This is a genomic window from Polaromonas sp. (assembly GCF_035638815.1).
Classification (GTDB): domain Bacteria; phylum Pseudomonadota; class Gammaproteobacteria; order Burkholderiales; family Burkholderiaceae_C; genus Polaromonas.
The window spans coordinates 96,348-122,505 of sequence record NZ_DASQZG010000017.1 but is presented as its reverse complement, the minus strand read 5'-3'; the positions used below and the strand labels follow the sequence as shown (position 1 = coordinate 122,505).

Annotated in this window: 24 protein-coding genes; 13 read left to right on the top strand and 11 right to left on the bottom strand. The window is 59.2% G+C overall.

Annotation, left to right across the window (positions count from 1 at the left end; translation table 11 throughout):
• The first annotated feature begins 10 nt into the window (after positions 1-10).
• Positions 11-178 (top strand): PLDc N-terminal domain-containing protein, encoded by a 168-nt coding sequence (locus tag VE934_RS12465; RefSeq protein WP_324887940.1) that lies wholly within the window; start codon positions 11-13, stop codon positions 176-178.
• A gap of 834 nt (positions 179-1,012) precedes the next feature.
• Here VE934_RS12465 and VE934_RS12460 read toward each other — a convergent pair.
• Complete coding sequence (locus tag VE934_RS12460) at positions 1,013-2,173, bottom strand: IS110 family transposase (protein ID WP_324887926.1); 1,161 nt, start codon at positions 2,171-2,173, stop codon at positions 1,013-1,015.
• Here VE934_RS12460 and VE934_RS12455 point away from each other — a divergent pair.
• The 6 genes from VE934_RS12455 (at position 2,172) to VE934_RS12430 (ending at position 8,449) form a co-directional block, all read left to right on the top strand.
• On the top strand, positions 2,172-3,110 hold the full coding sequence (locus VE934_RS12455; RefSeq protein WP_324887924.1) for a restriction endonuclease subunit S: 939 nt from the start codon (positions 2,172-2,174) through the stop codon (positions 3,108-3,110). The two genes, VE934_RS12460 and VE934_RS12455, sit on opposite strands and share 2 nt — an antisense overlap.
• Complete coding sequence (locus VE934_RS12450) at positions 3,107-3,979, top strand: hypothetical protein (protein WP_324887922.1); 873 nt, start codon at positions 3,107-3,109, stop codon at positions 3,977-3,979. Before VE934_RS12455 ends, VE934_RS12450 begins: the two co-directional genes overlap by 4 nt.
• Positions 3,980-4,070: 91 nt before the next feature.
• Positions 4,071-4,901 carry an HNH endonuclease gene (locus VE934_RS12445; RefSeq protein WP_324887920.1) on the top strand — a complete coding sequence of 277 codons (831 nt, stop codon included), beginning with the start codon at positions 4,071-4,073 and terminating at the stop codon, positions 4,899-4,901.
• A 114-nt stretch (positions 4,902-5,015) separates the two neighbouring features.
• Positions 5,016-6,113, top strand: coding sequence for a type IV toxin-antitoxin system AbiEi family antitoxin (locus tag VE934_RS12440; protein ID WP_324887918.1), 1,098 nt, complete (start codon positions 5,016-5,018; stop codon positions 6,111-6,113).
• A complete protein-coding gene (locus VE934_RS12435; protein ID WP_324887916.1) occupies positions 6,076-6,927 on the top strand; it encodes a nucleotidyl transferase AbiEii/AbiGii toxin family protein in 852 nt (283 codons plus the stop codon). The genes VE934_RS12440 and VE934_RS12435 overlap by 38 nt, the downstream gene beginning before the upstream one ends.
• 19 nt (positions 6,928-6,946) lie before the next feature.
• Positions 6,947-8,449, top strand: coding sequence for a class I SAM-dependent DNA methyltransferase (locus VE934_RS12430; protein ID WP_324887914.1), 1,503 nt, complete (start codon positions 6,947-6,949; stop codon positions 8,447-8,449).
• Between the two features lie 146 nt (positions 8,450-8,595).
• Here the strand turns inward: VE934_RS12430 and VE934_RS12425 are convergent, their stop codons facing one another.
• Entirely contained in the window at positions 8,596-9,150 is a 555-nt protein-coding gene (locus tag VE934_RS12425) for a redoxin family protein (RefSeq protein WP_324887912.1), read from the bottom strand.
• 323 nt (positions 9,151-9,473) lie between these two features.
• Here VE934_RS12425 and VE934_RS12420 point away from each other — a divergent pair, with 323 nt between their 5' ends.
• The 3 genes from VE934_RS12420 to VE934_RS12410 all read left to right on the top strand — a co-directional run bounded on the left by VE934_RS12420 (position 9,474) and on the right by VE934_RS12410 (position 11,322).
• Positions 9,474-9,893, top strand: a complete 420-nt coding sequence (locus VE934_RS12420) for a PPC domain-containing DNA-binding protein (protein ID WP_324887910.1) — start codon at positions 9,474-9,476, stop codon at positions 9,891-9,893.
• An 87-nt stretch (positions 9,894-9,980) separates the two neighbouring features.
• Entirely contained in the window at positions 9,981-10,634 is a 654-nt protein-coding gene (locus VE934_RS12415) for a hypothetical protein (RefSeq protein ID WP_324887908.1), read from the top strand.
• Positions 10,627-11,322 (top strand): hypothetical protein, encoded by a 696-nt coding sequence (locus VE934_RS12410; RefSeq protein WP_324887906.1) that lies wholly within the window; start codon positions 10,627-10,629, stop codon positions 11,320-11,322. Before VE934_RS12415 ends, VE934_RS12410 begins: the two co-directional genes overlap by 8 nt.
• Before the next feature lie 63 nt (positions 11,323-11,385).
• Here VE934_RS12410 and rpoD read toward each other — a convergent pair whose 3' ends face one another.
• Positions 11,386-13,791, bottom strand: a complete 2,406-nt coding sequence (rpoD, locus tag VE934_RS12405; RefSeq protein WP_324887904.1) for an RNA polymerase sigma factor RpoD — start codon at positions 13,789-13,791, stop codon at positions 11,386-11,388.
• Positions 13,792-14,088: 297 nt separating this feature from the next.
• Complete coding sequence (gene dnaG / locus VE934_RS12400) at positions 14,089-16,047, bottom strand: DNA primase (RefSeq protein ID WP_324887902.1); 1,959 nt, start codon at positions 16,045-16,047, stop codon at positions 14,089-14,091.
• A gap of 164 nt (positions 16,048-16,211) precedes the next feature.
• Between dnaG and VE934_RS12395 the strand changes: the two genes are divergently transcribed.
• On the top strand, positions 16,212-17,114 hold the full coding sequence (locus VE934_RS12395; protein WP_324887900.1) for a YihY/virulence factor BrkB family protein: 903 nt from the start codon (positions 16,212-16,214) through the stop codon (positions 17,112-17,114).
• A 187-nt stretch (positions 17,115-17,301) separates the two neighbouring features.
• Here the strand turns inward: VE934_RS12395 and VE934_RS12390 are convergent, their stop codons facing one another.
• From VE934_RS12390 to VE934_RS12380, 3 genes are all read right to left on the bottom strand, one after another.
• Positions 17,302-19,155: a gamma-glutamyltransferase family protein gene (locus VE934_RS12390; RefSeq protein WP_324887898.1), complete on the bottom strand. Its 1,854-nt coding sequence runs from the start codon at positions 19,153-19,155 to the stop codon at positions 17,302-17,304.
• A 119-nt stretch (positions 19,156-19,274) separates the two neighbouring features.
• On the bottom strand, positions 19,275-20,033 hold the full coding sequence (locus VE934_RS12385) for a 3-hydroxyacyl-CoA dehydrogenase (protein ID WP_324887897.1): 759 nt from the start codon (positions 20,031-20,033) through the stop codon (positions 19,275-19,277).
• A gap of 302 nt (positions 20,034-20,335) precedes the next feature.
• The gene (locus VE934_RS12380; RefSeq protein WP_324887938.1) at positions 20,336-21,343 is read right to left on the bottom strand and encodes an extracellular solute-binding protein; all 1,008 of its coding nucleotides are present in this window, start codon (positions 21,341-21,343) and stop codon (positions 20,336-20,338) included.
• Positions 21,344-21,509: 166 nt separating this feature from the next.
• Here VE934_RS12380 and VE934_RS12375 point away from each other — a divergent pair, with 166 nt between their 5' ends.
• Positions 21,510-22,397, top strand: coding sequence for a patatin-like phospholipase family protein (locus VE934_RS12375; protein ID WP_324887936.1), 888 nt, complete (start codon positions 21,510-21,512; stop codon positions 22,395-22,397).
• A 157-nt stretch (positions 22,398-22,554) separates the two neighbouring features.
• On the opposite strand, the gene phaP is transcribed toward VE934_RS12375, so the two are convergent.
• Positions 22,555-23,097: a TIGR01841 family phasin gene (gene phaP / locus VE934_RS12370; RefSeq protein ID WP_324887894.1), complete on the bottom strand. Its 543-nt coding sequence runs from the start codon at positions 23,095-23,097 to the stop codon at positions 22,555-22,557.
• A 262-nt stretch (positions 23,098-23,359) separates the two neighbouring features.
• Here phaP and VE934_RS12365 point away from each other — a divergent pair, with 262 nt between their 5' ends.
• Entirely contained in the window at positions 23,360-24,310 is a 951-nt protein-coding gene (locus tag VE934_RS12365) for a histone deacetylase (RefSeq protein WP_324887892.1), read from the top strand.
• On the opposite strand, the gene VE934_RS12360 is transcribed toward VE934_RS12365, so the two are convergent.
• Genes VE934_RS12360 through VE934_RS12350 form a run of 3 tightly spaced genes read right to left on the bottom strand, consistent with a single transcriptional unit; the run spans position 24,307 to position 26,141 of the window.
• The gene (locus VE934_RS12360) at positions 24,307-24,717 is read right to left on the bottom strand and encodes a biopolymer transporter ExbD (protein ID WP_324887890.1); all 411 of its coding nucleotides are present in this window, start codon (positions 24,715-24,717) and stop codon (positions 24,307-24,309) included. The two genes, VE934_RS12365 and VE934_RS12360, sit on opposite strands and share 4 nt — an antisense overlap.
• A 13-nt stretch (positions 24,718-24,730) precedes the next feature.
• Entirely contained in the window at positions 24,731-25,447 is a 717-nt protein-coding gene (locus VE934_RS12355; protein WP_324887888.1) for a MotA/TolQ/ExbB proton channel family protein, read from the bottom strand.
• A 40-nt stretch (positions 25,448-25,487) separates the two neighbouring features.
• Positions 25,488-26,141, bottom strand: coding sequence for a TonB family protein (locus VE934_RS12350; protein ID WP_324887934.1), 654 nt, complete (start codon positions 26,139-26,141; stop codon positions 25,488-25,490).
• Between the last annotated feature and the right edge of the window lie 17 nt (positions 26,142-26,158).

Sequence of the window (26,158 nt, the reverse complement as noted above, 5' to 3'; positions counted from 1 at the left end):
ATACGGCGGCATCGTTGGTCTCCTCATACTCGCTGGAGATATTTGGGCGATTATTAATATCTTCCAAAGCTCCGCTTCGAACGAGAAGAAACTTATTTGGATACTCGCGGTGGTGCTACTGCCATTGCTGGGCTTGATCCTGTGGTTTCTCCTGGGGCCGCGAAATCGCAAGGCGTAACGCAATGGTACGAAAAGCGGAACCCATTAAAGAGTGGCGCGTAGCCTAAACCGAAGAATGAGGTCTAACAAGGCGTTGAATAGGACCGTTGGGCCTTGGGAGCCGCGTCTGGTCGGGGCACGGCGGTCGTGGTCGGTCGCTCGACTCCGTCGTTACGGCGCGAAATGCTGCTTCGGCACAAGTTGATCATTGCCGTCGCGATTGCTGCAGTCATGACTTTGCTTGCCTCATGGCTGACCTCGGGGCAGTTCGACCCAGTCGGCGGCAAGCTTATATTTGTGGGCACCCTGATCCTCATGCCACTTGTAGTAGCTGCGAAAAACGGCCTCACAGGTTTGGGGGCAACGGCCCTGGCGTTCACGACCTACTTTGCGTTCGCTCTTCTTGGAGTCTGGCTTGCCAGCCGACAGAATCGAGTTAGGTCATGAAAGTAAAACTGTAAGTGTGCACCGAAAGCCACCCTGACGGGTCAATCGAAAGCGGATCGACTTCGGCGGCCGCTCATTTCCGACGTTGATATGGCTTCTCTCTGTCAACAGGCCACAGCGATTTCTCTGCACCTTTACAGATAGTAGATTCTTCCTCTTTGGCCGGATGAGGAACGCGGCGGAGCCCTTTAGCTGCCACCCGATGTGGATGCGCGACGGTTGCTCATGCTGATATGCGAGGGTTGGTTACCTCAAGACAATTTTGCGTCGCAGGGCTGCCTTCGGTCTAGAGCCTGAGATAGCGCCACCCACGTTGCCGCAAGTGGCGTTCACCATTAACGTTGCCGAGGATTCCCTTGATGGCCGCGGCTGCACCGCGTTCCCGATCCGGCCTGTGATCAGAGTTTCAGTGCATCACCTCCTGGCCAGTCAGCGGCTGTGCTTGGACCCCGTCCCAGCCCGACAGCTGCACCTCGCGCCCGATCGCCCATACGAAGCCTGCCAGTTCACGCGCCACCGCCACCACCGCCTTGTTCTTGACCATGCGGCGCGCACACAGCCGCTTGAATTTGCCACTCAGGCGCAACTGCGCTTTCCAGGCAATGTCGGTCACCGCCTTGGGCAACCCGTCCTGGCGCGTGGCGATGATGGGGCTGACTCGCGGCTCGTAGCGGTAATGCCAGGCCACCTCCACCAACATGCGCCGCGCGGCCGAGTTGCCCGCCTTGGTGATCGAGCCCTGTCGCCGCTTGGGGCCCGAGCTGTGCTCCCCCGGCACCAGGCCCACATAGGCCATCAACTGGCGCGGCGACTCAAAGCGCAGGAAGTCCTGCAGCTCGGCCACCAGTGTCATCGCTGCGATCAGTTGCACCCCGCGCATCGCCTGCAGGGCCTGCACCACCGGGGCCAACCCCCACAGCGGCAGGGCATCGCGCAAGGCCCGCTCCAGCCGGGCGATACGTGCACTGGCATCGGTGATGGCATGCAGGTATTCCTGGAAAGCGATCTGCTGGTTGGCATGCGCCAGCTTCACCGTGGCCAGCCAGCGCAGGTGGGCTGGTGTCCAGGAACTCTTGCCCGCATAGGGCACGCCATTGCGCAGCAGCATGGCCTTGAGGCGGTGGCGCCCGTTGCGCTGCTCGCGCACCGCGTCTTCCCGGGCCCGCACGAGGTCGCGCACAGCCTCGTCAGCCCCATCGGGCACACGCACCACGGCCAGATCTCCCGAGCGGGCCAGGCGCGCCAACAGCATGGCATCGCGCCGGTCGGTCTTGACACGTTCGCCCGGCGGTCGCGCAATGGACGATGGGGCGATGACTTGGCAGTGCAGGCCCTGGGCGGTGAGGTGACGCCAGATGACGAAACCGCACGGACCGGCTTCGTAGACGATGTGCAGCGTTCGCCCCTGACTGATCAGGCGGCGCAGCGCCTTGTCTAGCGAGGCGAGGTCTCCCCTAATGCTGGCGACATGGCGAACCTCGCCGCCTCGCGGCGCATCCGCCACAGCGATATCAATACTGTCCTTGTGAACATCCAGTCCCACGAACAACGTGCTAGATTTACCCATGGCCCGACTCCTTGCAACATGGCAACGCCCCGACAGACCACCTGTCGGGTGCACTGGTGTAGCTCGGCAGACCCCGTGTCCGCAACCTACGGCTTCGCAGGCGTCGGGCCGCCCTTGGCTACAAAGCCATTTTGTCTACAAAGCCTCCGTCCTCAAAGCCGCCGTCGAAGGCCGCCTCGTAGAAACCGAAGCCAGCATCGCCCGCCGTGAAGGCCGCAGCTACGAGACAGGCGAGAAGCTCTTGCAGCGAATCCTGGACGTGCGACGCGTAACGTGGAAGGGGCGTGGTAAGTACGTCGAGCCGGAAAATGCGGCTGCATTATTGGATTGGCCGGCACCGGTAGGATGGTCTAGCAGCACCTTGGAAGCCGTGACTGAAGCAAACCGTGTCATTTGCTACGGCATCCTTATGCCGAAAGAGAACTTGGATGTGGGGGTGCTTTTCGTCAAAGTCCGCGACATGCGTGGCGACACAATTGACTTGGACGCACTGCATAGAACGTCAAATGAGATTGCCGCCAAATATGCGCGAGCCTCACTGAAGACTGGGGATGTGCTTTTGTCGATCCGCGGTACTTTCGGTCGCGTCGCGACAGTGCCGCCGTTGTTAGACGGCGGCAACATTACTCAAGATACAGCCCGGGTTGCCGTTAGCCCTGAATTTGACGCCGCATTCGTCGCGTTGTATTTGAGATCGGAAGACGCCCAACGCTATTTCAAAAAGGTCGCCCGGGGTGTTGCGGTCAAAGGCGTCAATATTGGCGATATACGTCCAATGCCAATCCCCGTGCCACCAATAGCCGAGCAAATCCGCATCGTCGCCGAAGTCGACCGCCACCTGTCCATCGTCCGAGAAGTCGAGGCCGAGGTCGATACCAACCTCAAGCGTGCGCAGGCGCTACGACAGGCTACTCTTTCACAGGCTTTTTCATCATGATGATTGCCATAGATGAGAGCTCCAAACTCGTCTATGAGGGTCAAGGGCACTACGGATATGGCTTATGGCCTTCCCCTGTACTTTCCCTGGCGACACCGATTTTGGAAGAAACTGATTTCCAAAAACTACCCCCCGACGCAGACCTCTATTCAGCGAAATTGCTATTCCGCGAGGATTCATTTGATCCGGTAACACGGGTTAGACGAGGTCGTTTCTACGTCAATCCTGGCACGCAACCTCAGCCGTGGAAAGTTACACCTCACTCTTTCCTCCCTTCGCAAGCTCTCACGCCAATGAGTCTGCATGGTTTTGATGGGCGGTCAGCCTTAAACATGTTCGGCGAGGGATTTGAGAAGGCGTTGATCGCGCTTGGCAGTAGGCAGGCGTTCACACTTTGGCGTGTGATAGGTGTTGAACGGATTGTTACGGGAGAGGATTTGTTTACGCTTCGCGCCAGATCGACTCTCGGCGTTTTGCCGGAATTGGACCAATCTGCAATTCCAGACCATGCGCGTCACAAAGTAAATGAGACTGTGGGGAAGTTGATTGAGGCTGCTTATCGCGCTGGCCCGGAGTCAGTCGTTGATCGTGCGCGAGATGTTGCACAGTGGTGTATTGGGGCTTGGCTGTCCACCAAGGAGGGAGACCCAAGCTTGCGGTTGATAGATCTTTGGGAACTATCTGGAAAGATTTCCGAGAAAGATTTCGCTGTAATCCGCAATACAGGCCGTTCTTTGGCCCGGTTGCACGCACGAAATAAGCCGAATGTTCAAGAAGAAAAAAGCACCCGTCCGGTTACCGAGGATGATGCCGAATATTCAATTGCTGCGGTAGGGTTGGTGCTGAGGGAGCTCGGTTGGTCTAACTAGTACGGAGAGGCGGAGAAAAATGTCACCTTTGCTAAGCGAAGTCGATCCTAAAGTTCATCGGAGAGTTATGGACCTCGTACGAGAGGCGGGCGTGACCGTTTCAGACTGGACAAATTTTCGGAGTGGCCCGAAGCCTGAACGCGCTGCCAGTAATCCCAAGTATTGTTATGAATGGGCCTTTGTCGAACCCGGAAAGGTCGTCGTGCTGAATCTTTGGTTTGATGCGATGACCGAGCAAAACGGTAACTTGCTTCAGACGATTAATCCTCGGCGTTTTGGCTTGGCTATGGGAAGAGCTGGAAAAAAAACCTGGGAGCGTCGCGCCTCGCGTATGGATCTTTGTATTCAACAGGCCGCTCGAACCAATATCCCGATTCGCGTAATTGTTTGCCAAGGCGACATGCGGAGTGCGGAGGACCCAGATTCAGAACCATCCCACGTCTATCGAAGGGCGTTGGATCTGGAGCCTTGGGCTATTACTTCGTATGACCAATCGACAGGTGATTGTGTGGTGACGCGGGGTGCTGAGCCCGATCGCTTTACCGATCAGTTCGACGTTCAACCGAATGAGGGCTTTCCCGAGCAACGAGATGCCAACGGGAAAGTGTATGTGCGTAGCCTGGAAGTTCGAAAAGCAGTATTGCGTCGCGCTAGCGGTAAATGTGAATTTTGTGATGTACCGGGGTTTGTTAAATATGATGGCCGGATATTTTTAGAGACACATCACGTAGTACCGCTTTCTGAAAAGGGTATGGACCTTGTTACCAACGTTATTGCTCTTTGCCCCAATCACCATCGCGAGGCACACTACAGCAACCGCCGTGTGCCACTGCGAGTACAGCTCCTGGGCAAGGTGGTTGAAGCCAACATCCGGGTCATGGGAGACGTAGCAGTTCCTGCCAGTGAGCAGGACTTAATTTAATAGCGGGCTTTACTGGGCCCGATCAAGCAAACTGTTCCTAAGCAAGGCACCAAAACCGGGTGTTTTTGGGCCGAGTTGCAGAAATGTAGCACTTCCTTTGTCCATTATTGATGCATGTCCATTTATCGTGGACAATACGAAAAAATGGACAAACTGCCTGCACACCCAGAAACCAATTTGCTGAACGCCGCCTTAGATGCCGCGCTCGGCTTGGGGCTGGACGCGCAACTGGAGCTGGCTAAGCCCAAGCGGGGTGCAGCAGACGCCGATGCCGTGGTGCGCATTGGCCGCGGTGGCAAGGGCCGGAAGTACGTGGCTGAGGTACGCCGCCTGCTACGGCCAGCAAATTTGGGCGCGACGCTGCATCAACTGGACTGGCAAGCGGAGGTGCATGCCCTGCCTGGGTTGCTGGTGGCCGACTACATCAATCCGGATATGGCAGAGACTTTGCGCAAGCAGGGGCGGGAGTTTCTGGACACCGCGGGCAATGCTTTCATTCAGCAGCCGCATGTGCTGGTCTGGGCAACAGGCCGCAAGCCGGTGCAGAGGGCCGTGGCGCCGCAGGTGGGCCGGGCCTTTCAGACCACCGGTTTGCAGGTGTTGTTTGCGCTGCTGTGCCACCCGGAGTGGGTCAATTTGCCCTACCGAGAGCTGGCCGCCCGGGCCGGCGTGGCGCATGGCACGGTGGGTTGGGTCATGCCCGATCTGCAGCGCCAAGGCTTTGTGGCAGACCTCGATGGCAAGCGTGGCACGCGCCGCCTGTTTGACGGTGAGCGATTGCTGGCGCTGTGGACTGATGCCTATGCGCGCCAGTTGCGGCCACGTACGCTGCTGGGCCGTTACTACGTGCCCGCACTGCAAGGCTGGCAGGAGTGGCCCCTCGACAAGAGTGGCGCTCAGTGGGGTGGCGAGCCTGCTGGCGCGCTGCTGACCAACTACCTGACACCAGGTGAGCTGACGATGTATGCCGACAAGTTGCCAGGCCCACTGGCCGCACGCTACCGTTTTGCCAAAGAGGCAGACGTGGGGCACAAGGCCGTGGTGGAGGTGCGCCACCGGTTTTGGCATTTCCCTGAAGACGCAGCGGCCGGGCCTTGTGTACCCCCGGTGCTGGTCTATGCCGATCTGCTGGCCACGGGCGATGCACGCTGCATCGAAACAGCAAAACGCTTATATGACGACCAAATTGCACGACTTGTCCGCCAGGCTTGATCTGTTGCCGCTGGCACAGGTGGTGCGCCCGCTACAGGTAGTGGCAGCGCCGTTGGGGACCGGGTTTTTCCTGATGGGGGCCGCCGCGCGTGACGTGATGCTGCTGCATGTGTACGGCATAGACACCAGGCGCAAAACCGAAGACATTGACTTTGGTGTGATGGTGCAAGACTGGAGCACTTTTGAGGCTTTGCGCCAGGCCCTGATTGATGGCGGCGAGTTTGAGGCCGTGTCTAACGACGCCACGCACAAGCTGCGCCATAAAACATCGGCATACCCACTGGACATCGTGCCGTTTGGCGGCGTAGAGCGGGCCGACCGCACCCTGGCCTGGCCGCCTGATGAGCACACTGTGTTTGACTGCTTTGGCATGCGCGAGGCCATGCAGGTCAGCCATCAAGTCCTGTTGCCTGATGAGGTATCGGTCAACGTGGCGAGCATCCCCGCACTGGCATTGCTCAAGATCACCGCCTGGCACGACCGCAGGCTCAAGTTCCCCGGGCGTGACGCGCCAGACCTGATGCTGTACCTGCGGCATTACCTGGATTGCAACAACTATGACCACGCGGCCGCCGAGCATGCGGACTTGTTTGAAGCCGTTGATTTTGACCACGAAGAAATCAGCGCACGACTGCTGGGCCGTGACTTGCTTGAGCTGATTGACGCGCCTGCAACCCGACGCATCGTCGCGATATTGCAGCCTGAAACAGAGGAGCAAGGTGCGCTCTTGCTGGCTAAGCAGTCTGGCATGTCGCTGGAGCGCGCACGCAGAATCATCCACGCGCTTTGCTCTGAGTTATTGCAGAAAACCTGATTTTGAGAGCCCATACCGAATGAACACCACCACCAATGGCCTTGTCCAGAAACTCTGGAACTACTGCAATGTGCTGCGCGACGACGGCATGAGTTATGGCGACTATGTCGAGCAGCTCACCTACCTGCTGTTTCTCAAGATGGCCGACGAACGCGCGCAGCCGCCGCACAACCAGGCCAGCATCGTGCCCGGTGCGTATTCGTGGCCGTCGCTGCTGGCCAAAGATGGCGACGAGCTGTTTGACCACTACCGTCACGTGCTGGAAGCGCTGGGTCAGCAAAAGGGCACGCTGGGCCTGATCTTTGGCAAGGCCCAAAACAAGTTTCAGGACCCGGCCAAGCTGCGCCGCGTGATTGTGGATTTGATCGACGCAGAGACATGGACGATTCTGGGCGCCGACGTGAAAGGCGACGCCTATGAAGGCCTGCTGGAAAAGAACGCGCAGGACACCAAGAGCGGGGCAGGGCAGTACTTCACCCCGCGTGCGCTGATTCAGGCCATGGTGGATTGCATGGCACCGCAGCCCGGTGAATCCATCTGCGACCCGGCCTGCGGCACCGGTGGCTTTCTGTTCACAGCGCACAACTACATCACCCAGCACAACAAGAACCTGACGCGCGACCAGCTCAAGCACCTGAAGGAGAAAGCCTTTACCGGCTACGAGCTGGTACAAGCCACCGCGCGGGTTTGCGCCATGAACATGATGCTGCATGGCATCGGGTCTGAAAAGTCGGTGCCCGTGATCGTTGGTGACGCGCTGGGCTCGGACCCGGGCGAGCGCTACGAGGTGGTGCTAGCCAATCCACCTTTCGGCAAGAAGAGCAGCACTGTCATCGTGGGCGAAGACGGCCGCACCAGCACCGAAAAAGACACGATTGAGCGTGACGACTTCTGGGCCACCACCAGCAACAAGCAGCTCAACTTTGTGCAGCACATCAAGACGCTGCTGAAGACCAATGGCCGCGCCGCAGTGGTGCTGCCTGACAACGTGTTGTTTGAGGGTGGCGCGGGTGAAACCATTCGGCGCAAGCTGCTGCACGAGTGTGATGTGCACACACTGCTGCGCCTGCCGACCGGCCTGTTTTACGCGCAGGGCGTCAAGGCCAATGTGCTGTTTCTGGAGAAAAAATCCGCCAGCGAAAAACCGTGGACAAAGAAGCTTTGGATTTATGACCTGCGTACCAACAAACATTTCACGCTGAAGACCAGCCCGCTCAGGCGGCAAGACCTCGACGAGTTTGTGGATCTGTACAACGTCGCCAACCGCAACAAGCGCAAACCAACGTGGACTGCCGAGAACCCGGACGGGCGCTGGCGCATGTACCCCTACGAAGAACTGATAGCGCGCGACAAGGCAAGCCTTGACATCTTCTGGCTGAAGGATGATTCCCTCGCCGATAGCGACAACCTTCCGGCTCCAGCAGTAATTGCCCAGGAGATAGTCGAAGATCTGCAAGCGGCGCTGGAGCAATTCAAACTGATTGCTGCTGACCTGGATGCTGATATTGAGGAATCGGCCTGAGGTTCAGTTCATGTTCAATTAAATTGGTTGTTCATTTAAATTGAACGGCGCAAGAGCTTGCACAATTGCCTGAGTTGAATTCATAGCTACTCGCACACATCCAGTATTGGACAGGGGTGGGGGGCAAAAAAAGACTGCCGGTCGGCTCAGAAAAGCCTGACCCACCACATGCGCAGTCGCATACCCAGCTCACTGGTGTAGCCGGCTGTCGCGCTGCGCAGCTGGCCTTGTTCATCCAGCACTACAAAGGCGGGAACCGACTTGAAGCCGAAAGCGCGCGTCAGTTCACCCTGTGTGTCTACAGCGGTGTGCCAGGGCAGCTGCCGCTGCTGCAGCACCTGCCTGACCTTTGCCGCGGGGCCGGACTGCATGGCTACAGTCAGCACGGGCCAGTCTTGCGATAGCGCGGTGACGCTGCCTTCCTCAGCGCGGCAGATAGGGCACCATTCGGCCCAAAAGTGCAGGGCAACAACCTGACCGGGGTGGGCCTGCCGCCACTGATTCAGCGTTGTGCTGATGGTTGTGCCGTCAGGCTGCAGGACGTTGATGGCCAGATCGGGCACGGGTCCGGTCAGCACGTTTCGCGTTTGCCAGGCCTGCACCGCCAGTAAAACACCCACCAGTAACGCAAGTTGAGCCAGGTAGCTTTTCCACTTTTTGCGCAGGTGCGCCGCGCTGCGGGTCATCAGGGGTTTAAGCATGGGTAGAAGCGGGCTGAGAAATGGGTAGAGAAAGGGCAAGAAGACGAAGTGGACGCCAAGGGGAGGGCGGGCCCCGAGTATCGTCTAGCTGCTACCCGCCTGAACCTCTGCCGCGCAAAGCCTCGATGGTGTTGGGGTGGCTTGCAGCTGCGGACACGGTCGCACGCCTTAGTCGTGCGATTTGCTATGAAAATGATAGCTTCTTCCGCCCGTGTTGATTGGGCAAGAGGCTGTTTTTCCTTAAGAAACGCTTTGGACAAGACTGCTGGCCGACCTGGCGAGTCTGATCCGTCGATCGCAGCTCCCGCTTAATATTGCCCACCATGCAAACACTCCCCATCCGCCTCACCCCGGGCCAGGACTTGCGCGCCGCCATCGAAGCCGCCGTGCGCAGCCAGAACTGCCGCGCGGCCTTTGTGTTGTCAGGCATTGGCAGCTTGTCCACCGCCGGCCTGCGCTTTGCGGGGGCAGAGCAACCCACGCGCATTGATGGGGATACAGAAATTCTCAGCCTGTCAGGCACCGTGGCCTTCAATGGTGTGCACAGCAGCTCACACCTTCACATGGCGCTGTCTACGTCCACTGGTGAGGTGCTGGGCGGGCATGTGGCGCCAGGGTGCCTGGTGCGCACCACGGCAGAGGTTCTGCTGGCCTTGCTGCCAGAGTGGGAATTTTCACGCGAGCCTGATGCGGTGACGGGGTATGACGAGCTGGTGGTGCGGGCCGCTGGCGGGAGAAGCTGACTTTCGCAAAATGCGCTCGGTCCGCCGGTTGCCAAGCAGGGGTGAATCCGATATATTCTATATTCGCAATTCAAGAATATAGAATTTATGCAGTTAAAGCCTCAAGACTTTGTGGTGGCTCTCAAGCTTGTGGCCTTGGGCGATCAGCGGTGGACGTATGCGCATCTGGCCCAGGAGCTGGGTTTGAGCGCGTCTGAAGCGCACGCGTGCATCAAGCGCGGCTTGCAGGCGGGGCTGCTGGTGCAAAACCAGGAAGCTCTTGCGCCAGAGGTGGCTGCGTTGGCGGCCAATGAGCCTACAGCCATTTACCGCGTGACACGGCGCAGGCGGGTCAGCAGCGAAGAGGCGCCTGCTGACAATCCAGTGCGCTCGCACGCGCGTCAACTGGCTGAGTTTGCGTTGCACGGCGCTAAGTATGCCTTCGCGGCTGACAAAACGGCGTCTGCCATCGGCGTGCCCACCAGCCACAGCGCACCAGCGTTTGCAGGTGTGTTTGCGCCAGGGTCTGAGGATTACGTATGGCCGCACCCCAATGGCACCATGCGTGGAATTGGCATAGAGCCCCTGCACCCCAGCGTGCCTTTCGCAGCCATGCGGGACGCAAGGTTGTATGAAATGCTGGCCTTGTTCGACGCGCTACGCGTAGGGCGCGCTCGTGAACGGGGCATGGCCGTGGATCGGCTTCAGGCCCTGATTGACCCATCTTCGCCCAAGCCGCTGAAAAGGCCTGCGCGTGGCTAATGCCAATCTGGAATTGTTGGTGGGCATGGCTCACGCATTGGGTCCTCTGCGTGAGCGTGTTGTGTTTGTGGGTGGATGTGCCACAGGTCTCTTGCTGCCTGCTCCCAATTTGCTGGACGTTCGGCCCACTGAAGATGTCGATGCCATTGTGGAGGTTGCCACACTTGCGGGTTACCACGCGATGGCTAGCGAACTTCTGCAGCGTGGGTTCAAGCAGACGATGGAAGACAACACGCCGCCATTTCGCTGGTTCTGGCAGCGCATGCAGCTGGACCTGGTGCCTTTGGACGAAAAGGTGCTTGGCTTTGCTAACCGCTGGTACCGCGCCGGGTTTGACGCTGCAGTGCAAACCGAGGTGGCTTCGGGGCTGGTGCTGCGTCATTTGTCCGCGCCATACTTTTTGGCAACCAAATTCGAGGCGTTTAATGACAGGGGCCGCAATGATGTGTACACCAGCCACGACCTTGAAGACATACTCACCGTGATTGAAGGGCGTGCTGAGTTGGTGCAAGAGTTGTCAACGGCTCCAACCGATGTACGTCTGCATGTGAAGGAGTGCTTGTCCAAACTGATGGCCAACCCCGATTTCAACAACGCCTTGGCTGGTCTGCTCAGTCAACCCGACAGGGAGCCGTTGGCGCGCGCTAGGTTGCAACAGCTCACGGCTGAGGCGCCACCAAAAAAATAGCGCCTCCAGCCCGTGAGGGCCTGAGGCGCTTTTTAATGAAACCCGGCACCCGGCCGGGATCACTTACAGCGTATCGATAAAGCTGCGCAGCTTGTCTGAACGCGAAGGGTGCTTGAGCTTGCGCAGCGCCTTGGCTTCTATCTGGCGGATGCGCTCGCGGGTCACGTCAAACTGTTTGCCGACTTCTTCCAGCGTGTGGTCGGTGGACATCTCGATGCCGAAACGCATGCGCAGCACTTTGGCTTCGCGTGGTGTCAGGCTGTCAAGGATGTCTTTGACCACATCGCGCAAGCCGGCCTGCATGGCTGCTTCCAGCGGGGCAGTGTTGGCGCTGTCTTCAATGAAGTCGCCGAGGTGGCTGTCGTCATCGTCACCAATCGGCGTTTCCATCGAGATCGGCTCTTTGGCGATCTTCATGATTTTGCGGATCTTGTCTTCAGGAATTTCCATCTTGGCGGCCAGAATGCTGGCGTCCGGCTCAAAGCCAAACTCCTGCAAATGCTGGCGCGACAGGCGGTTCATCTTGTTGATGGTCTCGATCATGTGCACCGGGATACGGATGGTTCGGGCCTGGTCAGCGATAGAACGCGTGATGGCCTGGCGAATCCACCAGGTGGCGTAGGTTGAGAATTTGTAGCCGCGGCGGTATTCAAACTTGTCGACCGCTTTCATCAGGCCGATGTTGCCCTCTTGAATCAGATCAAGGAACTGCAGGCCGCGGTTGGTGTACTTCTTGGCGATCGAGATCACCAGGCGCAAGTTGGCCTCGATCATCTCTTTCTTTGCATCGCGCGAGTTGGTCTCGCCTTCGTTCATGCGCTTGTTGATGTCCTTGAGCTGGCCCAAAGGCACCACCACGCGGGCCTGCAGCTCGCCCAGTTTGGTTTGCAGTTCCTGAATCGGCGGGATGTTGCGCGCCATGATCACGGACCAGGGCTTGTTGGCCGCGACCTGCTTTTCAACCCATTTCAGGTTCAGCAGGTTGGGCGGAAAGTCCTTGATAAAGATTTCTTGCGGCATGCCGCACTTCTCAACAATGATGCGGCGCAACTCGCGCTCTTTTTTGCGCACGTCCAGCACCTGGCCGCGCAGCAAGTCGCACAGTTTTTCAATCGTCTTGGCGGTAAAGCGCACGGTCATCAGTTCGTCGCTCAGCGCCTTTTGCGCTTTGACATACGTCGGTGTGCCGTAGCCTTCTTTGTCGTAAGTTTTGTGGACTTTTTCGAACAAAGAGGCGATGGTGTCGATGCGGGTCAGCGCTTCTTTTTTCAGCTCTTCCAGCTTTTTGGTCAGCGCCTTGGAGCCGCCCTTGCCGTCGTCATCGTCTTCTTCGTCAAACTCGTCAAAGTCTTCCTCGGCCACGTAATCGTCGGCTTCGTTGGGGTTGGAAAAGCCGTCAACCACGGTAGAGATGACAACCTTGCCTTCGCGAATGTCTTCGCCCAGGCGCAAAATTTCTGCAATGGTGGCCGGACTCTCGGAGATGGCTTCCATCATCTTCATCAGGCCGCCTTCAATGCGCTTGGCGATTTCAATTTCGCCTTCACGCGTCAGCAGCTCAACAGTGCCCATCTCGCGCATGTACATGCGGACCGGATCGGTCGTGCGGCCAAACTCGCTGTCGACGGTGGACAGCGCGGCTTCAGCAGCTTCTTCAGCTTCCTCTTCGCTTGAGCCAGCGGGTGCGTTGGCGGTGATCAGCAGGGTCTCTGCGTCAGGTGTCTGTTCGTAAACAGCCACGCCCAGGTCGTTCAGGGTGACGATGACGGCCTCAAGCGTTTCAGCGTCAATCAGCTTGTCGGGCAGGTGATCGGAAATTTCGCCGTGGGTCAGGTAGCCACGGGTTTTGCCCAGCTTGATCAGTGCCTTCAGGCGCGCACGGCGCTTGGCCATGTCTTCTTCGGACAGAACGGTTTCGTCCAGTCCAAACTCTTTCATCAAGGCGCGTTCTTTGGCCTTGCTGATTTTCATGCGCAGTGGTTTGACCTTTTCGGTCGTCTCTGCCACTGGCTCGCCGACCAGATCTTCTTCAATGTCGGACATGTCTTCTTCGCCATCGATCTTCGGGGCGACTTTGGGCTTGCGGCCGCGCTTGGCGCCGCCGGTTTCGGCAACAGCACCGGGGTTCTTCGGTGGGCGGCCGGGTTTCTTTTTGGCGGGCACTTCTGCACCGGCTGTGGTCGGGGTGACTTTCAGCTCGGCTTCTTTTTTGGCAGCGGTCTTGGCGGCAGGGGCGGGACTGGACTTTGTCGGCACGGGGGGGGCTTTCTTGGCTGGCTTTTCAGGTGGTTTCACGGACGCTTTGGGTGCTGCGGATTTCTTTGCGGGAACTGGTTTGGATATGGCGGTTTTTCCGGGTTTTTCAACCTTGCCGGGTGCCTTCTTGACGGGCGGTCGGGCTACAGGTTTGGCTGCGACTTTTGGCTTTGTCACGACTTTGGCGGACTTGCTTGGCTTTTGGGCAGGCATGGTGAACTCCCGATGAAAAAACTTCCTTCAACAGACTGGGTTCCCGGGCGGCTGACGCAGGTCAGGCCACAGGCACAAAAAATGCCCGGACCGGATGGTTGGGCATTAACGGCAAGTTGTTTGGGCGAACATTTGGTGTGCAGTCCTTGCGGGGAAATTGCCCTTCAACCTGTGAGGTCCCGTTCGTGCGGGGGGCTGGTGCCGGAGGTGCTGCTGTCGCGCTTGCCGTAGCGGAAAATCGGATTATACCCTGATGCCTGTTTTTTAGGCAATAAAAAAGGTAATTTCGGCCTCTTTTTAGCTTGCTTTTAAAAGGGCTGAAAGTTCTTCGTAGCGCTGCCGGGCGGCGGGGTCGGACATGACGCGGGGCAGTAAATCAACCATTTCTTCCTGGCGCTTGAGCTTGAGAAGCTGGTCCAGAATGCTGCGCACCTCGCTCCAGTCACATTCAATCCCATCGAGAAGCTGCGAAATCTGATCGACAGCGTGTTTTTCCTGCGGATGCTCGCGAAGACCCTCTCGCAGGGCCGCCCAGGGCTGGGGGCCGTGCTCGTGCAACTGGCTTTCCAGCCAGACAAAGAGCGGGCCGTGGGGCGCCGGCAGCTCTGACAGCAACACATGCTCCTCGCCGCTGAGCTTGTCCCAGCTTTGCGGGTCCGTCAGCATCAGGCGCAGCACCCGGTCCTCGCGGCTGGCGGGCAACACGCGGCCTGCGATGCGGCGGACAGGGCGGGATGCGCCGGCCTTGGCGCCGAAGCTGCGCCCGGACGGGCCGGGATCCATGGGGAGCGACGCGGCGTAGGCGCCTTCGTCATGCAGGTCGGCAAAGTTGCCGGAAAACTCTTCAAAATGCGGCGCCGAAGTTGGGGCTTCAGATGTTTTTTGCCACTGGCCCTTACCGGACGGGCGGGAGCTGCTATTGTTTTTATAGTGGGAGGCGGCCGGCTGCCAGATCTGCAGCAGTTCCCGGCTGTCAATCAGCACCTGGTCGGCAATCTCGGCCAGCAACTGGCGCTTGAGCGTGCCGTCGGGCAGCAGGCTCCAGAGAGGGCGGGCATTGCTGGCCATGTGGGCGCGGCCTTCGGCGGTGTCCAGCTCGCAGCCTTCGGCAGCGGCTTCAAGCATGAACTTGCTCAACGGAACAGCTTTGGCCACTGCGGCGGCAAAACCTTCCTGGCCGTGTTCGCGGATAAAGCTGTCCGGGTCGTGCTCTTGCGGCAAAAACAAAAACTTGACCGTGCGCACATCGGTGGCAAAGGGCAGGGCGGCGTCCAGCGCCTTGCGTGCGGCGCGGCGGCCGGCGCTGTCGCCGTCAAAGCTGAAGACCACAGAGTCGGTAAAGCGAAACAGTTTTTGTACGTGGTCGGCCGTGCAGGCCGTGCCTAACGTGGCCACCGCATTGGCAAAGCCCAACTGCGCCAGAGCCACCACGTCCATGTAGCCCTCAGTGACGAGTGCGTAGCCGTGTTCGCGCAGGGCAGTCCGTGCTTCAAACAGGCCGTAGAGCTCGCGCCCTTTGCTGAAGACCGGCGTTTCCGGAGAGTTCAGGTATTTGGGTTTGTCATCGCCCAGCACGCGCCCGCCAAAACCTATGCATTCACCTTTGACATTGCGGATGGGAAACATCACCCGGTCGCGGAAGCGGTCGTAGCGTTTGGCCTCGCCCTGGGCGTTTTCTTCTCCGGGCTCGCCAGTGATGACCAAACCGCTTTCAACCAGCAGCGGGTCGTTGTAATCAGGGAATACGCTGGCCAGCGCGCGCCAGCCTTCAGGCGCATAACCCAGGCCAAAGGTTTTGGCGATTTCGCCCGACAGGCCGCGGCCCTTGAAGTAGTCAATGGCGCGCGGCGAGTTGCGCAGGTGCTTGATATAGGCAATGGCGGCTTTTTCCAGCACGCTGGTGAGCGTGGCCTGCTGCTCACGCATTTGCGCGGCTTTGGCGCGGTCTTGCGGGGATACGTCGTCTTCTGGCACTTGCAAGCCGTATTGCTGGGCCAGGTCTTTCACCGCCTCCACAAAGTTCATGCCGCCGTGCTCCATCAAGAAGCTGATGGCATTGCCGTTTTTGCCGCAGCCGAAGCAGTGGTAGAACTGTTTGGACGGGCTGACGCTGAAGGAGGGTGATTTTTCGCCGTGGAAGGGGCACAGCCCCATGAAATTGGCGCCACCCTTTTTGAGCTGCACGTAGCGCCCGACGATATCCACCACGTCGGCGCGCGCCAAAAGCTCCTGAATAAATGATTGGGGAATGGCCACGGGTGTATTGTGCCCTCGCTGGTAAATGCAGCGCCCCCAAGTCAGGCCTGCCACGTTCTGCCGCTACCATGGTCGTTTCTGTCGCCGAAAATCCTGAGGAAATTGATGCCCCGCACTTTTGACAACCGCCTGTCCTTGGACCTGGCCGCCCTCCAGGCGCTGCAATGGCGCTGAACATCGGGCCGCAGGCCGCCTACGTCATCAGCCACCCCGCAACCTTTGCGTGGCGGGTGATCAAAGGATTTCGTGCCAACCAGGGCCTGCTGCTTGCAGGTGCTGTGGCCTATTACGCGCTGCTGTCGATTGTTCCTTTGCTGATCCTGATGGCGATTGCGTTGTCGCATGTGATCGAGCAGTCAGCTCTGCTGGAGGCGCTGGGCCGCTACATCGGATGGCTGGCGCCCGGGCAGTCTGAATTTATCGTCAAGGAGCTGTCCAACTTTTTGGCGCATCGCGAGGTCATAGGCTGGGTACTGCTGGCGACCATGCTGTTTTTCAGCTCACTGGCTTTCACCGTGCTTGAGAACGCGATGTCGGTGGTGTTTTTGCACCGCGTCGCCATTCGCAGGCGGCACTTCCTGGTATCGGCAGTGCTGCCGTATTGCTACATCCTGTCGCTGGGCGTTGGCTTGTTGCTGGTCACGCTGGTGTCGGGAAGTTTTCAGGCGCTGGGTGACAAGAGTATTGAATTTTTGGGCTACAGCTGGTCGCTCAGTGGCTTCTCGGGCGTGTTGCTGTACCTGCTGGGGCTTGCGGGCGAGATTTTTGTGCTGACTTCGGTCTACATGGTGATGCCGGTCGGCAAGCTGCGCCTGCGCCACGCACTGATTGGCGGGGTCACCGCGGCGCTGCTGTGGGAGGTGACACGTCACCTGCTGGTCTGGTACTTCGGCACGCTGTCGCAGGTGGGGCTGGTGTATGGCTCGCTCACGACGGCCATTGTGGTGTTGCTGAGTCTGGAGATCGCCGCCACCTTGCTGCTGCTGGGCGCTCAGGTGATTTCAGAATACGAGCGGATTGGCACCGCCAAACAGGACGCGCCCCCGGAGCCGCTGCGGACAGGCTAGCTTAGGGCGGCTTGTTTTGGCGCTGTGGCTCGCTTCTGAGGTGCGAGCTTGAATGGCCCCCTTCAACCAGTGTGCACCTTGAGGAGACGAAAAAAAACTGGCCAGCGAGGCGCTGGCCAGTTTGATGTGCTATTAAAAATATAGCTGCTTGCGCCCGTGGAATAAGGGCGCGTTGGCATTTTTGACCTTAGTCACCCATCACAACACCTTCACGTCGCGGATCCGCGCCACCCAGCAGAACGGGCACGCCGTGCGCCTGACCGCGGGAGATGGCCTGCAGGCCGCTGGTCATGCCCATTTCGCGAACTTCGGCGCCCCTGGCTTTGAGTGCCTCAATGGTTGCTGGCGAAAACCGTTTTTCTTCCAGAAAGCTGGGGCCATTGAGTGAGGCGAAGTTGGGCAGGTTGATGGCCTGCTGTGGCATCAGGCCCCAGTTCAGAACGCCGTAGAGCGTTTTGGCGGTGTAGTGAATGATCAGCGCGCCGCCGGGGCTGCCGCCGCTCATCACGAGCTGACCGGTGGCTTTGTCAAACACAAGCGTTGGCGCCATCGACGATCGGGGGCGTTTGCCAGGCTGCACGCGGTTGGCCACGGGTTTGCCTTCGGCATCGGTCGGCGCAAAGCTGAAATCTGTCAGCTCGTTGTTGAGCAGAAAGCCCCGGACCATCTGGCGCGAGCCAAACGCATCTTCAATCGTGGTGGTCATGGCAATCGAGTTGCCATAGGCATCAACAATGCTGATGTGAGAGGTGCCGTATTCGGGCTGGTCGGGCATGGGTGCGTAGGCCGACCGCACACCGCCGGGCGTGCCAGGCTTGGCGACTTTCATGCTTTGCCCACCGGGCTGCACCGTGATCAGTTTGGCGCGGTCAGCAAGGTAGGAGGGCGCCAGCAGGCTCATCCAGTTACCGCCGGGGGCCTGCACAAAATCAGGGTCGCCCAGGTACTGCGCCCGGTCTGCAAAGGCCAGACGTGAGGCTTCGGTGTACAGGTGCAACCAGTCAGCTGATGGTGTGGGCGCCGGCGTGACGCCGTCGCCCGCGGTGCCGGTAACCAGGCCCAGCGTGGAAGCGGGTGTGTAGTTCAGCATGCCGAGAATCTGGCCGATGGCAATGGCGCCCGAGCTTGGGGGTGGCATGCCGCAGATGCGGTAGTCGCGGTTCTGCGCACGGTAGTCGTGGCAAATCGGGTCGCGTTTTTTGGCCTGATAGCCGGCCATGTCGGCCATGCTGAGTTTGCCGGGGTTGGTCGGGTGTTTTTGCACCTTGTCGACAATGGCCTGAGCGACGTCGCCTTCAAGCAGGGCTTTTGAGCCCCCCGCGGCGATTTTCTTCAGCACATCGGCCAGCGGCTGGTTGCGAAGGGTGGCGCCCACGGCCAATGGTTCGCCGTTGACAGGATAGAAGTAGGCGGCCGCAACCGGGTCCTTCTTCAGGTGAGGTTCGGCCTTGAGCAGCGTGGCCAGACGCGAGCTGACTTTGAATCCACCTTCGGCCAGTGTGATGGCAGGCGCAAACAGTTGCGCCCAGGGCAGCCGGCCGTATTGCTTGTGTGCCATTTCGAGCATGCGCACAGTGCCGGGAACACCGACAGACTTGCCGCCGACGACACCATCGATAAAGGTCAGGGGCTTGCCGTCCGGGCCAAGAAACAGTTTTTCGTCTGCGGCAGCCGGGGCGGTTTCGCGGCCATCAAATGCCTCCACCGTACGGCCGTCGTAATGCAGCATGAAAGCGCCGCCTCCAATACCGCTTGACTGAGGCTCAACCAGTGTCAGAACCATTTGCACGGCAATGGCCGCATCGATTGCGGAGCCGCCTGCTTTGAGCACCTGGTAGCCCGCGTCAGTGGCCAGCGGGTTGGCCGCGGCGACTGCAAATTTGGAGGTTGCCCAGCCCGGTTTCTCGGTATAGCCCGAAGAGCCTTCAGGCTGTTGAGGCACGCTGTAAGCGAAGGGGGGCGCTGTGGCGCAGCCGGCCATCAGCAAGGTGGCTGCAAGGGCCGCAGCAAGCATCGGGAAGGCGGGGACTTTTTGTTTCATGGCTTCTCCTGTGGGTGAAACAGCCATGGTAATCCCAACACTGGGGCCCCCAGACAGGGGGATGCCCGGGGGTGACACGGAAGCATTCTCCCGGTCACCCACCAAGGTTGGGCCGGTGTTTAGCGGGGCGCCAGACGAATGGCTCCGTCCAGGCGGATCACTTCGCCATTGAGCATGTCGTTTTCAAAGATGTGCTGTGCAAGCTTGGCGTAGTCCTGCGGTGTGCCCAGGCGGCTAGGGAAGGGCACCGATGCAGCCAGTGAATCCTGCACTTCTTGCGGCATGCCAAACATCATGGGCGTGCCAAAGATACCCGGTGCGATGGTCATGTTGCGGATACCGTTGCGGGCCAGGTCGCGGGCGATGGGCAGGGTCATGCCCACAATGCCGCCCTTGGAGGCGCTGTATGCCGCCTGGCCGATCTGTCCGTCATAGGCGGCAACAGATGCGGTCGAGATCATCACGCCGCGCTCGCCCGTGGCCTCAGGTTCGTTTTTGCACATGGCATCAGCGGCCAGGCGAATCATGTTGAAGCTGCCGACCAGGTTCACCATGATGGTCTTGTTGAAAACGCCAAGGTTGTGTGCGCCATTTTTACCCACGGTTTTTTCGGCTGGCGCGATACCGGCGCAGTTGACCAGGCCCATCAGCTTGCCCATGGAGACGGCTTTGGCGACCACGGCCTGACCATCGGCCTCCTGGCTCACGTCACACTTGATAAAAGCGCCGCCGATTTCTTTGGCAATCGCTTCGCCTTTTTCGGCCTGCATATCGGCGATGACAACCTTGCCACCCTTGGCCGCCAGCATGCGTGCCGTGCCCTCGCCCAGACCTGATGCGCCGCCGGTGACGATGAATACTTTGCCTGCGATGTCCATGAGTTGTCCTTGAGAAAAAGTGATGAATATTTGGAGTTGACGTTTACGTCAACGTAAGAGCGATTATCGGGCATAAAAAAGCCCGCACGGGGCGGGCTTGTTGGTGAATGGGCGGCTCTCTTTTCAAGCAGGGGCCGCGGGTCCGGCTCTGCCGGCCCGCACGCGCAACGCTCCCTCGGGGCTGAAGCCTGCGGCTCCAAAGCTGCTTGAGCAGCTTTGGACAGGCGCCAGAAGCGAAGCCTCTGGCGAGCGGCGGCCTGCAAGGTGCAGAGAGCTACGCGAAGCGAGCGAACGTGGGGGCTTTATTTATACCCAACGCGGTCCAGCATTTGCTGGACTTTGACCTGGTTGCTGCCCACGGCGCTCACAGGCAGGGTTTCGGACTTGAAGTTGCCGCCCGTCATGGCTTGCAGGGCCGGGTTGCTGACTTTCACGCTTGCAACGGTGGGCCATTCGTTGTTTCCGTTGGCAAAGTAGTTTTGCGCGTCGGCGCTGGCCAGGTACTCCATGAACTTGACTGCGTTCGCGGTGTTCTTGGCGTTTTTTGCCACGGCTGCGCCGGCGATGTTGACATGGGTGCCCCAGGACTGCTGGTTCGGGAAGACCACGCCGACCTTTTCCATGATGGCTTTGTCTTCCGGGGTGCTGGAGCGCATCAGGCGGGCGAGGTAGTAGGTGTTGGTGATGGCAATGCCGCATTCGCCGCTCGCCACGCCTTTGATCTGGTCAGTGTCGCCACCCTTGGGAGCACGGGCCATATTGGCGACCATGCCTTTGAGCCATTCTTCTGCCTTTGCTTCCCCCATGTGTTCGGTCACAGAGCCGAACAGTGAGAGGTTGTAAGGGTGCGAGCCCGAGCGTGTGCACAGCAAGCCCTTGTTCTTGGCATCAGCGAGTTCTTCGTAGGTGTCCACGTCGGCTTTTTTAACCTTGAGTTTGTCGTAGACGATGACGCGTGCGCGAGTGGAAAAACCAAACCAGGTCGTGCCATCGGGGGTGGCCTTGGCGCGCAGTTGCGCCGGGATGGCGGCTTCCAATGCGGGAGACTTGATGGGCAAGAACATGCCTTCGGTGTCGCCTTTCCACAGCCTTGCAGCATCTACCAGCAAAATCACGTCGGCGGGGGAGGCCGCGCCTTCGGCTTTCAGGCGGGCCAGAATGCCTGCGTCATCCGCGTCTACACGGTTCACCTTGATGCCGGTGGCTTTGGTGAAATTGCTGTAAAGCGCTTCGTCCGTCTGGTAGTGGCGGGCAGAATACAGGTTGACCACCTGCTCCTGCGCGCTGGCGGTGTGTGCGGTGCCAAACATGGCAGCGGCTACTGTTAAACAAGTCCAGAGCGAGGTTTTTTTCAGCATGACATTCCGTGAAAAGGTTGAGACAACTTTGATTTTAATACAAACGCGAATTATTCTCAATCGCTTTAAGTTAACCGGCGGTAAAGCCTCGCCTGCAGCACTCCCGGGACGCCCTCTGATCCTCCTCGCCCTTGCCGCTGCCCTGGTCTCAGGCTGCGCAACACGTGGTCCTGCTGTCTCGCCAACGTTGCCCTCCGTTGAGGCCCCAGCCAATCGCCCCGTCAAAATCGGGCTCGCTCTGGGTGGCGGAGCGGCGCGCGGTTTCGCACACGTCGGTGTAATTGCAGTGCTGGAAGAAGCCGGCCTCAAGCCGTCAGTGCTGGTGGGCACTTCGGCAGGCAGCCTGGTTGCAGCCTTGTACGCCAGCGGCAAAACCAGTGCGCAGCTCCAGCAGACCGCCCTGAACATGGAAGAAGTGGCTATTACCGACTGGATGTTGCCGATTTTTGGCCGCGGCATGTTTCGCGGCGAAGCACTTGGCCGGTATGTGAATGAGTTGCTGGCTGGCCGCTCCATTGAAAACATGGTGATTCCGCTGGGCATCGTTGCGACGGACCTGAACAGCGGGCAGTCCATGCTTTTTCAGCGTGGTGACACCGGCACCGCAGTGCGCGCGTCCAGCGCCGTGCCGGCGGTATTTGTGCCGGTGAAGATCAACGGGCGCGAGTATGTGGACGGCGGGCTGGTGTCGCCCGTGCCGGTGCGATTTGCCCGGCAAATGGGCGCAGACCTGGTGATAGCTGTGGACATCTCCAGTGCGCCAGAAGCCAACCCTGCCAAGGACACGCTGCAGATATTGCTGCAGACCTTTGCCATCATGGGCAAAAGCATCAACCAGTATGAGTTGAAGGACGCGGATGTGGTGGTGCAGCCTTCGCAGGTGGGCCTGAAAAGCGCAGATTTCTCGGCGCGGCAGCGTGCCATTGATTCGGGCCGTGCCGCCATGTTGTCGGCATTGCCAGCGCTCAGGGCGCGGCTTGAAGTGCTGCGTACCCAGCCTCGCTGAACAAATGGGGGACAAAAAAAAGCCCGATCTTGCGATCAGGCTTCAAGGGGTCTGTGAAAACGAATTTTCAGAAGAGACCCGAGGAGACAACCGGTTGGAACTTTCGCATCGCAGGGAAGGAAAGTATCAGATCGAAAGCTCCGGATAGGGTAGCAAATTAACGCTTTTTGGAAGCTGTTTTGGAAGCGTTCACAGCGGTGTTGGTCACAGCGGTGAAGTTGGCTTCGGCCATGTCGCTGGCTTGTTTGACAGCTTTTTGCACGGATTCGAAAGCGTTGTTGGCAGTTGCCACAGCGCTTTTCATCACGGCAACAGCAGTCTCGGAACCGGCTGGTGCATTTTTGGCGGCGTTGTCAACCAGGCTCATGAATTTGGCTTGGGCTTCAGCAGCCTGGCCTTCAAAAGACTTGCCAACTTCGGCACCGGTAGCGGTGGCGATGTCGTACAGGTGACGGCTGTAAGCAGCGGTTTTCTCAGCCAGGGGCTGGAACAGACCGGCTTGCAGAGCCAGCAGCTCTTGTGCGTCTTTCACGCCCAGGAGGGATTGTGTGTGGTTGGCGGACTCGGCCAGAGCAGCTTTGGAAGCCTGGACATTCAGTTCAACCAGTTTCTCAACGCCTTCGAAGGCTTTGCTGGTCAGACCGAACAGGGTTTCGACGTTGGCTTTGTGGGAAGCGATAACTTGTTCAGCGGTCAACATATTTAAATCTCCATATAGGTGGTTAACAATTCAATTAGTTGCGCTGCTGGACAATTTGCTTTTGCCATCAATTGCTGCACTGCAACATAACTGAAGTATAGGGATGTGAGGCTCGATTGCAAGTGATTTTTGTTGCACCGCAGCATTTTAGAGCCCTGGCTCTAAGGGGTTGGACCCCTGGCTTTTTTCGCATCCCGGACACAATAGTGCGCCTTGTGCCCCCTGCAGGTTGTTTTAATTGGTGTCCCATTCCGGGTTATCTGTGAAAGCTTTTTACGCTGACCACTTTGTGCTGCCTCTGCCTGCAGGGCACCGCTTTCCCATGGAAAAATACCGGCGCCTCCGCGATCGGGTAGCTGCAGAGTTGCCAGAGGTGCGTATGGGTGAAGCTCCCGGCGCCAGCGATGGCGAGCTTGCGTTGGCCCACTCGCCGGCTTACATCCATGATGTGGCCACCGGCACGCTGGACGCGGCGGCCATGCGTGAGATCGGTTTCCCCTGGACTGAGCAAATGGTGGAGCGTTCACGTCGCTCTGCTGGCGCCACGGTCGCCGCAGCGCGAGTCGCGATGGGCCTCCAGACGCGACCAGAAGGCGTCGCTGCCAATATGGCGGGCGGTACCCACCATGCGGCCAGCAACAAGGGCGGCGGCTTCTGTGTGTTCAACGATGCAGCCGTAGCGGCGCGCTTGATGCAGGCCGAGTGGGCGCGCGTGCACCGCCAGCCGCTGAGGGTTGCCATCATTGATCTCGATGTGCACCAGGGCAACGGGACGGCCAGTATCTTCAGTGCAGACCCCAGTGTGTTCACCTTGTCCATACACGGGGAAAAAAACTTCCCGTTTCGCAAAGAAGCCAGCGACCTGGATGTTGACTTGCCAGACGGCTGCACCGACGAGCCGTATCTGCAGGCGCTGGACCATGCGCTGCAGGAGTTGGCGGATCGCTTTGAGCCAGGACTGGTCATCTATCTGGCTGGTGCTGACCCGTTTGAGGGGGACAGACTGGGACGTCTCAGCTTGAGCTTTGATGGGCTGCAAGCCAGGGACAGGCGGGTGTTTGACTGGGCGTGGCAGCGCCGTGTTCCATTGGCCTTTGCGATGGCAGGCGGTTATGGCGTGGACATTGACGAGACCGTCCAGGTGCAGATGAACACCTACCGGGTGGCGCTGGAATATTGGCGGCGCTGGGCAGGTTTGGGTTCGCCGGTCTAGTTGATCGGCTCCGTGATAAACCCGATTTTTCGCAGCCCCGCCTGCTGCGCGGCAGCCATGGCCTGGGCGACCTTTTCGTAGCGCACGGCTTTGTCCCCGCGTATGTGCAGCTCGGGCTGCGGAGTTTGCGCCGCAGCCGCCTGCAGGCGCGAGGGCAGGTCAGCATCCTCGACTTTTGTTTCGTTGAAGTAGTACACGCCTTGCGCGTCCACCGTGAGGCGAATCGTTTCGGGTTTGATGTTTTGCGCCTCGTTACTAGCGCGCGGCAAATCAATGTTGACTGAGTGTTTCATCACCGGCACGGTGATGATGAAGATGATCAAAAGCACCAGCATCACGTCCACCAGCGGCGTCATGTTGATCTCGTTCATCACATCATCGGTGTCGTCCTGGGTACCAAATGCCATGGTGGTTCTCGCTTCAGGAAGATTTTTTCATGGGCACAACATTGGCCGGGCCATTGCTGCTGACGCGCGCGCCGGTAACAAAGTAGGCGTGCAGATCATGGGCAAAGCTGTTGAGCTTTTGCAGCACGCCCTTGTTGCCACGCACCAGTGCGTTGTAGCCAAGCACGGCGGGGATGGCCACGGCCAGACCCAGCGCCGTCATGATCAGCGCCTCGCCGATGGGGCCAGCCACCTTGTCAATGGTGGCCTGACCCGCAGCGCCTATGGCCAACAGTGCGTGGTAAATGCCCCAGACCGTGCCGAACAGTCCCACGAAGGGCGCCGTCGAGCCCACCGAAGCCAGAATCGCCAGGCCAGACTGCAGGCGGCTTGTGAATTCGTCCATGGTGTTGCGCAAGCTGCGGGTCACCCAGTCACTCACGTCCAGCGCATCGTGCAAATGCGCCTTGGTGTTGCGATGGTGGGCGGTGGCCTCACGGCCTTCAATAGCCAGCTGCCGGAAAGGGTTGGTGGCGTCCGGCCCCAATTTGGTCAGGCCAGCGGCGAAGTCTTCGCTGTGCCAGAAGTCTTCAGACGTTTTCGCTACTTTTTTGTATTTGATGAGGTCCAGCGTCTTGATGATGATGACCATCCAGGAAGCCAGCGACATCAGCAGCAGCAGCACCGCGACAGATTTGGTGACGATATCGCCCTGGCTCCAGACGTGGGCAAGGCCGAATTGGGAATTCATGAATCAATACTCCAGAGTTTCTAATAGTGTTTGGGAGCGTTCAGTCGAGCACCCAGTTGATGGGGACGTTGAACCACATGGCCTCGGGAACGCCGCCCCGTTTGCCGGGAACAAACCGCCAGCGCATCACACCCGTTAAGGCGGCCTGGTCCAGCCGCTCGTAACCGCTTGATCTGAAAATCTCGGGACGTTGGGGCAAACCATCTACCCCGATGAATACCCTGACCACTGTTTTCCCTTGCTCATCAAGCCGCCGGCTCATGGGCGGATAGGCTGGCTTCGGGTTTTGCAGATAGTCGGCATCGCTGGAGGGCAGTTGCACGGTGGCCGCTGCCGGCGGAGAGGCCGGTGCTGCGGCGACCTGCGCCGGCACGGGGGTGGAGACAGGTTGGGCCGTCATGGCGCCCGACACTGGCGTGGGTGAGGGCGCAGGGTCGGAGATGGCCAGAGGTGTTGGTGAAGGCCGTGCCGGGGCCTTGACCACGGATTTTTTGACGGCAGCAGGTGGTGCGGGGGGAGCGGGTGGCTGAGGCTGAGCCTGCGGTGCGGGCGCGTCAACAAATCGCGTCAGTATTTCTGCGGGTACCACGATTTCCGCGGCGCGCATGAGCAGGCCGCTCTGCAAGGCCCAGATAAAAGCGACATGTAAAAGCACCACCAGGGCCGCTATCACACCGTTTCGGCTCAGGGGCATCGGGGCCACGGGTGGCC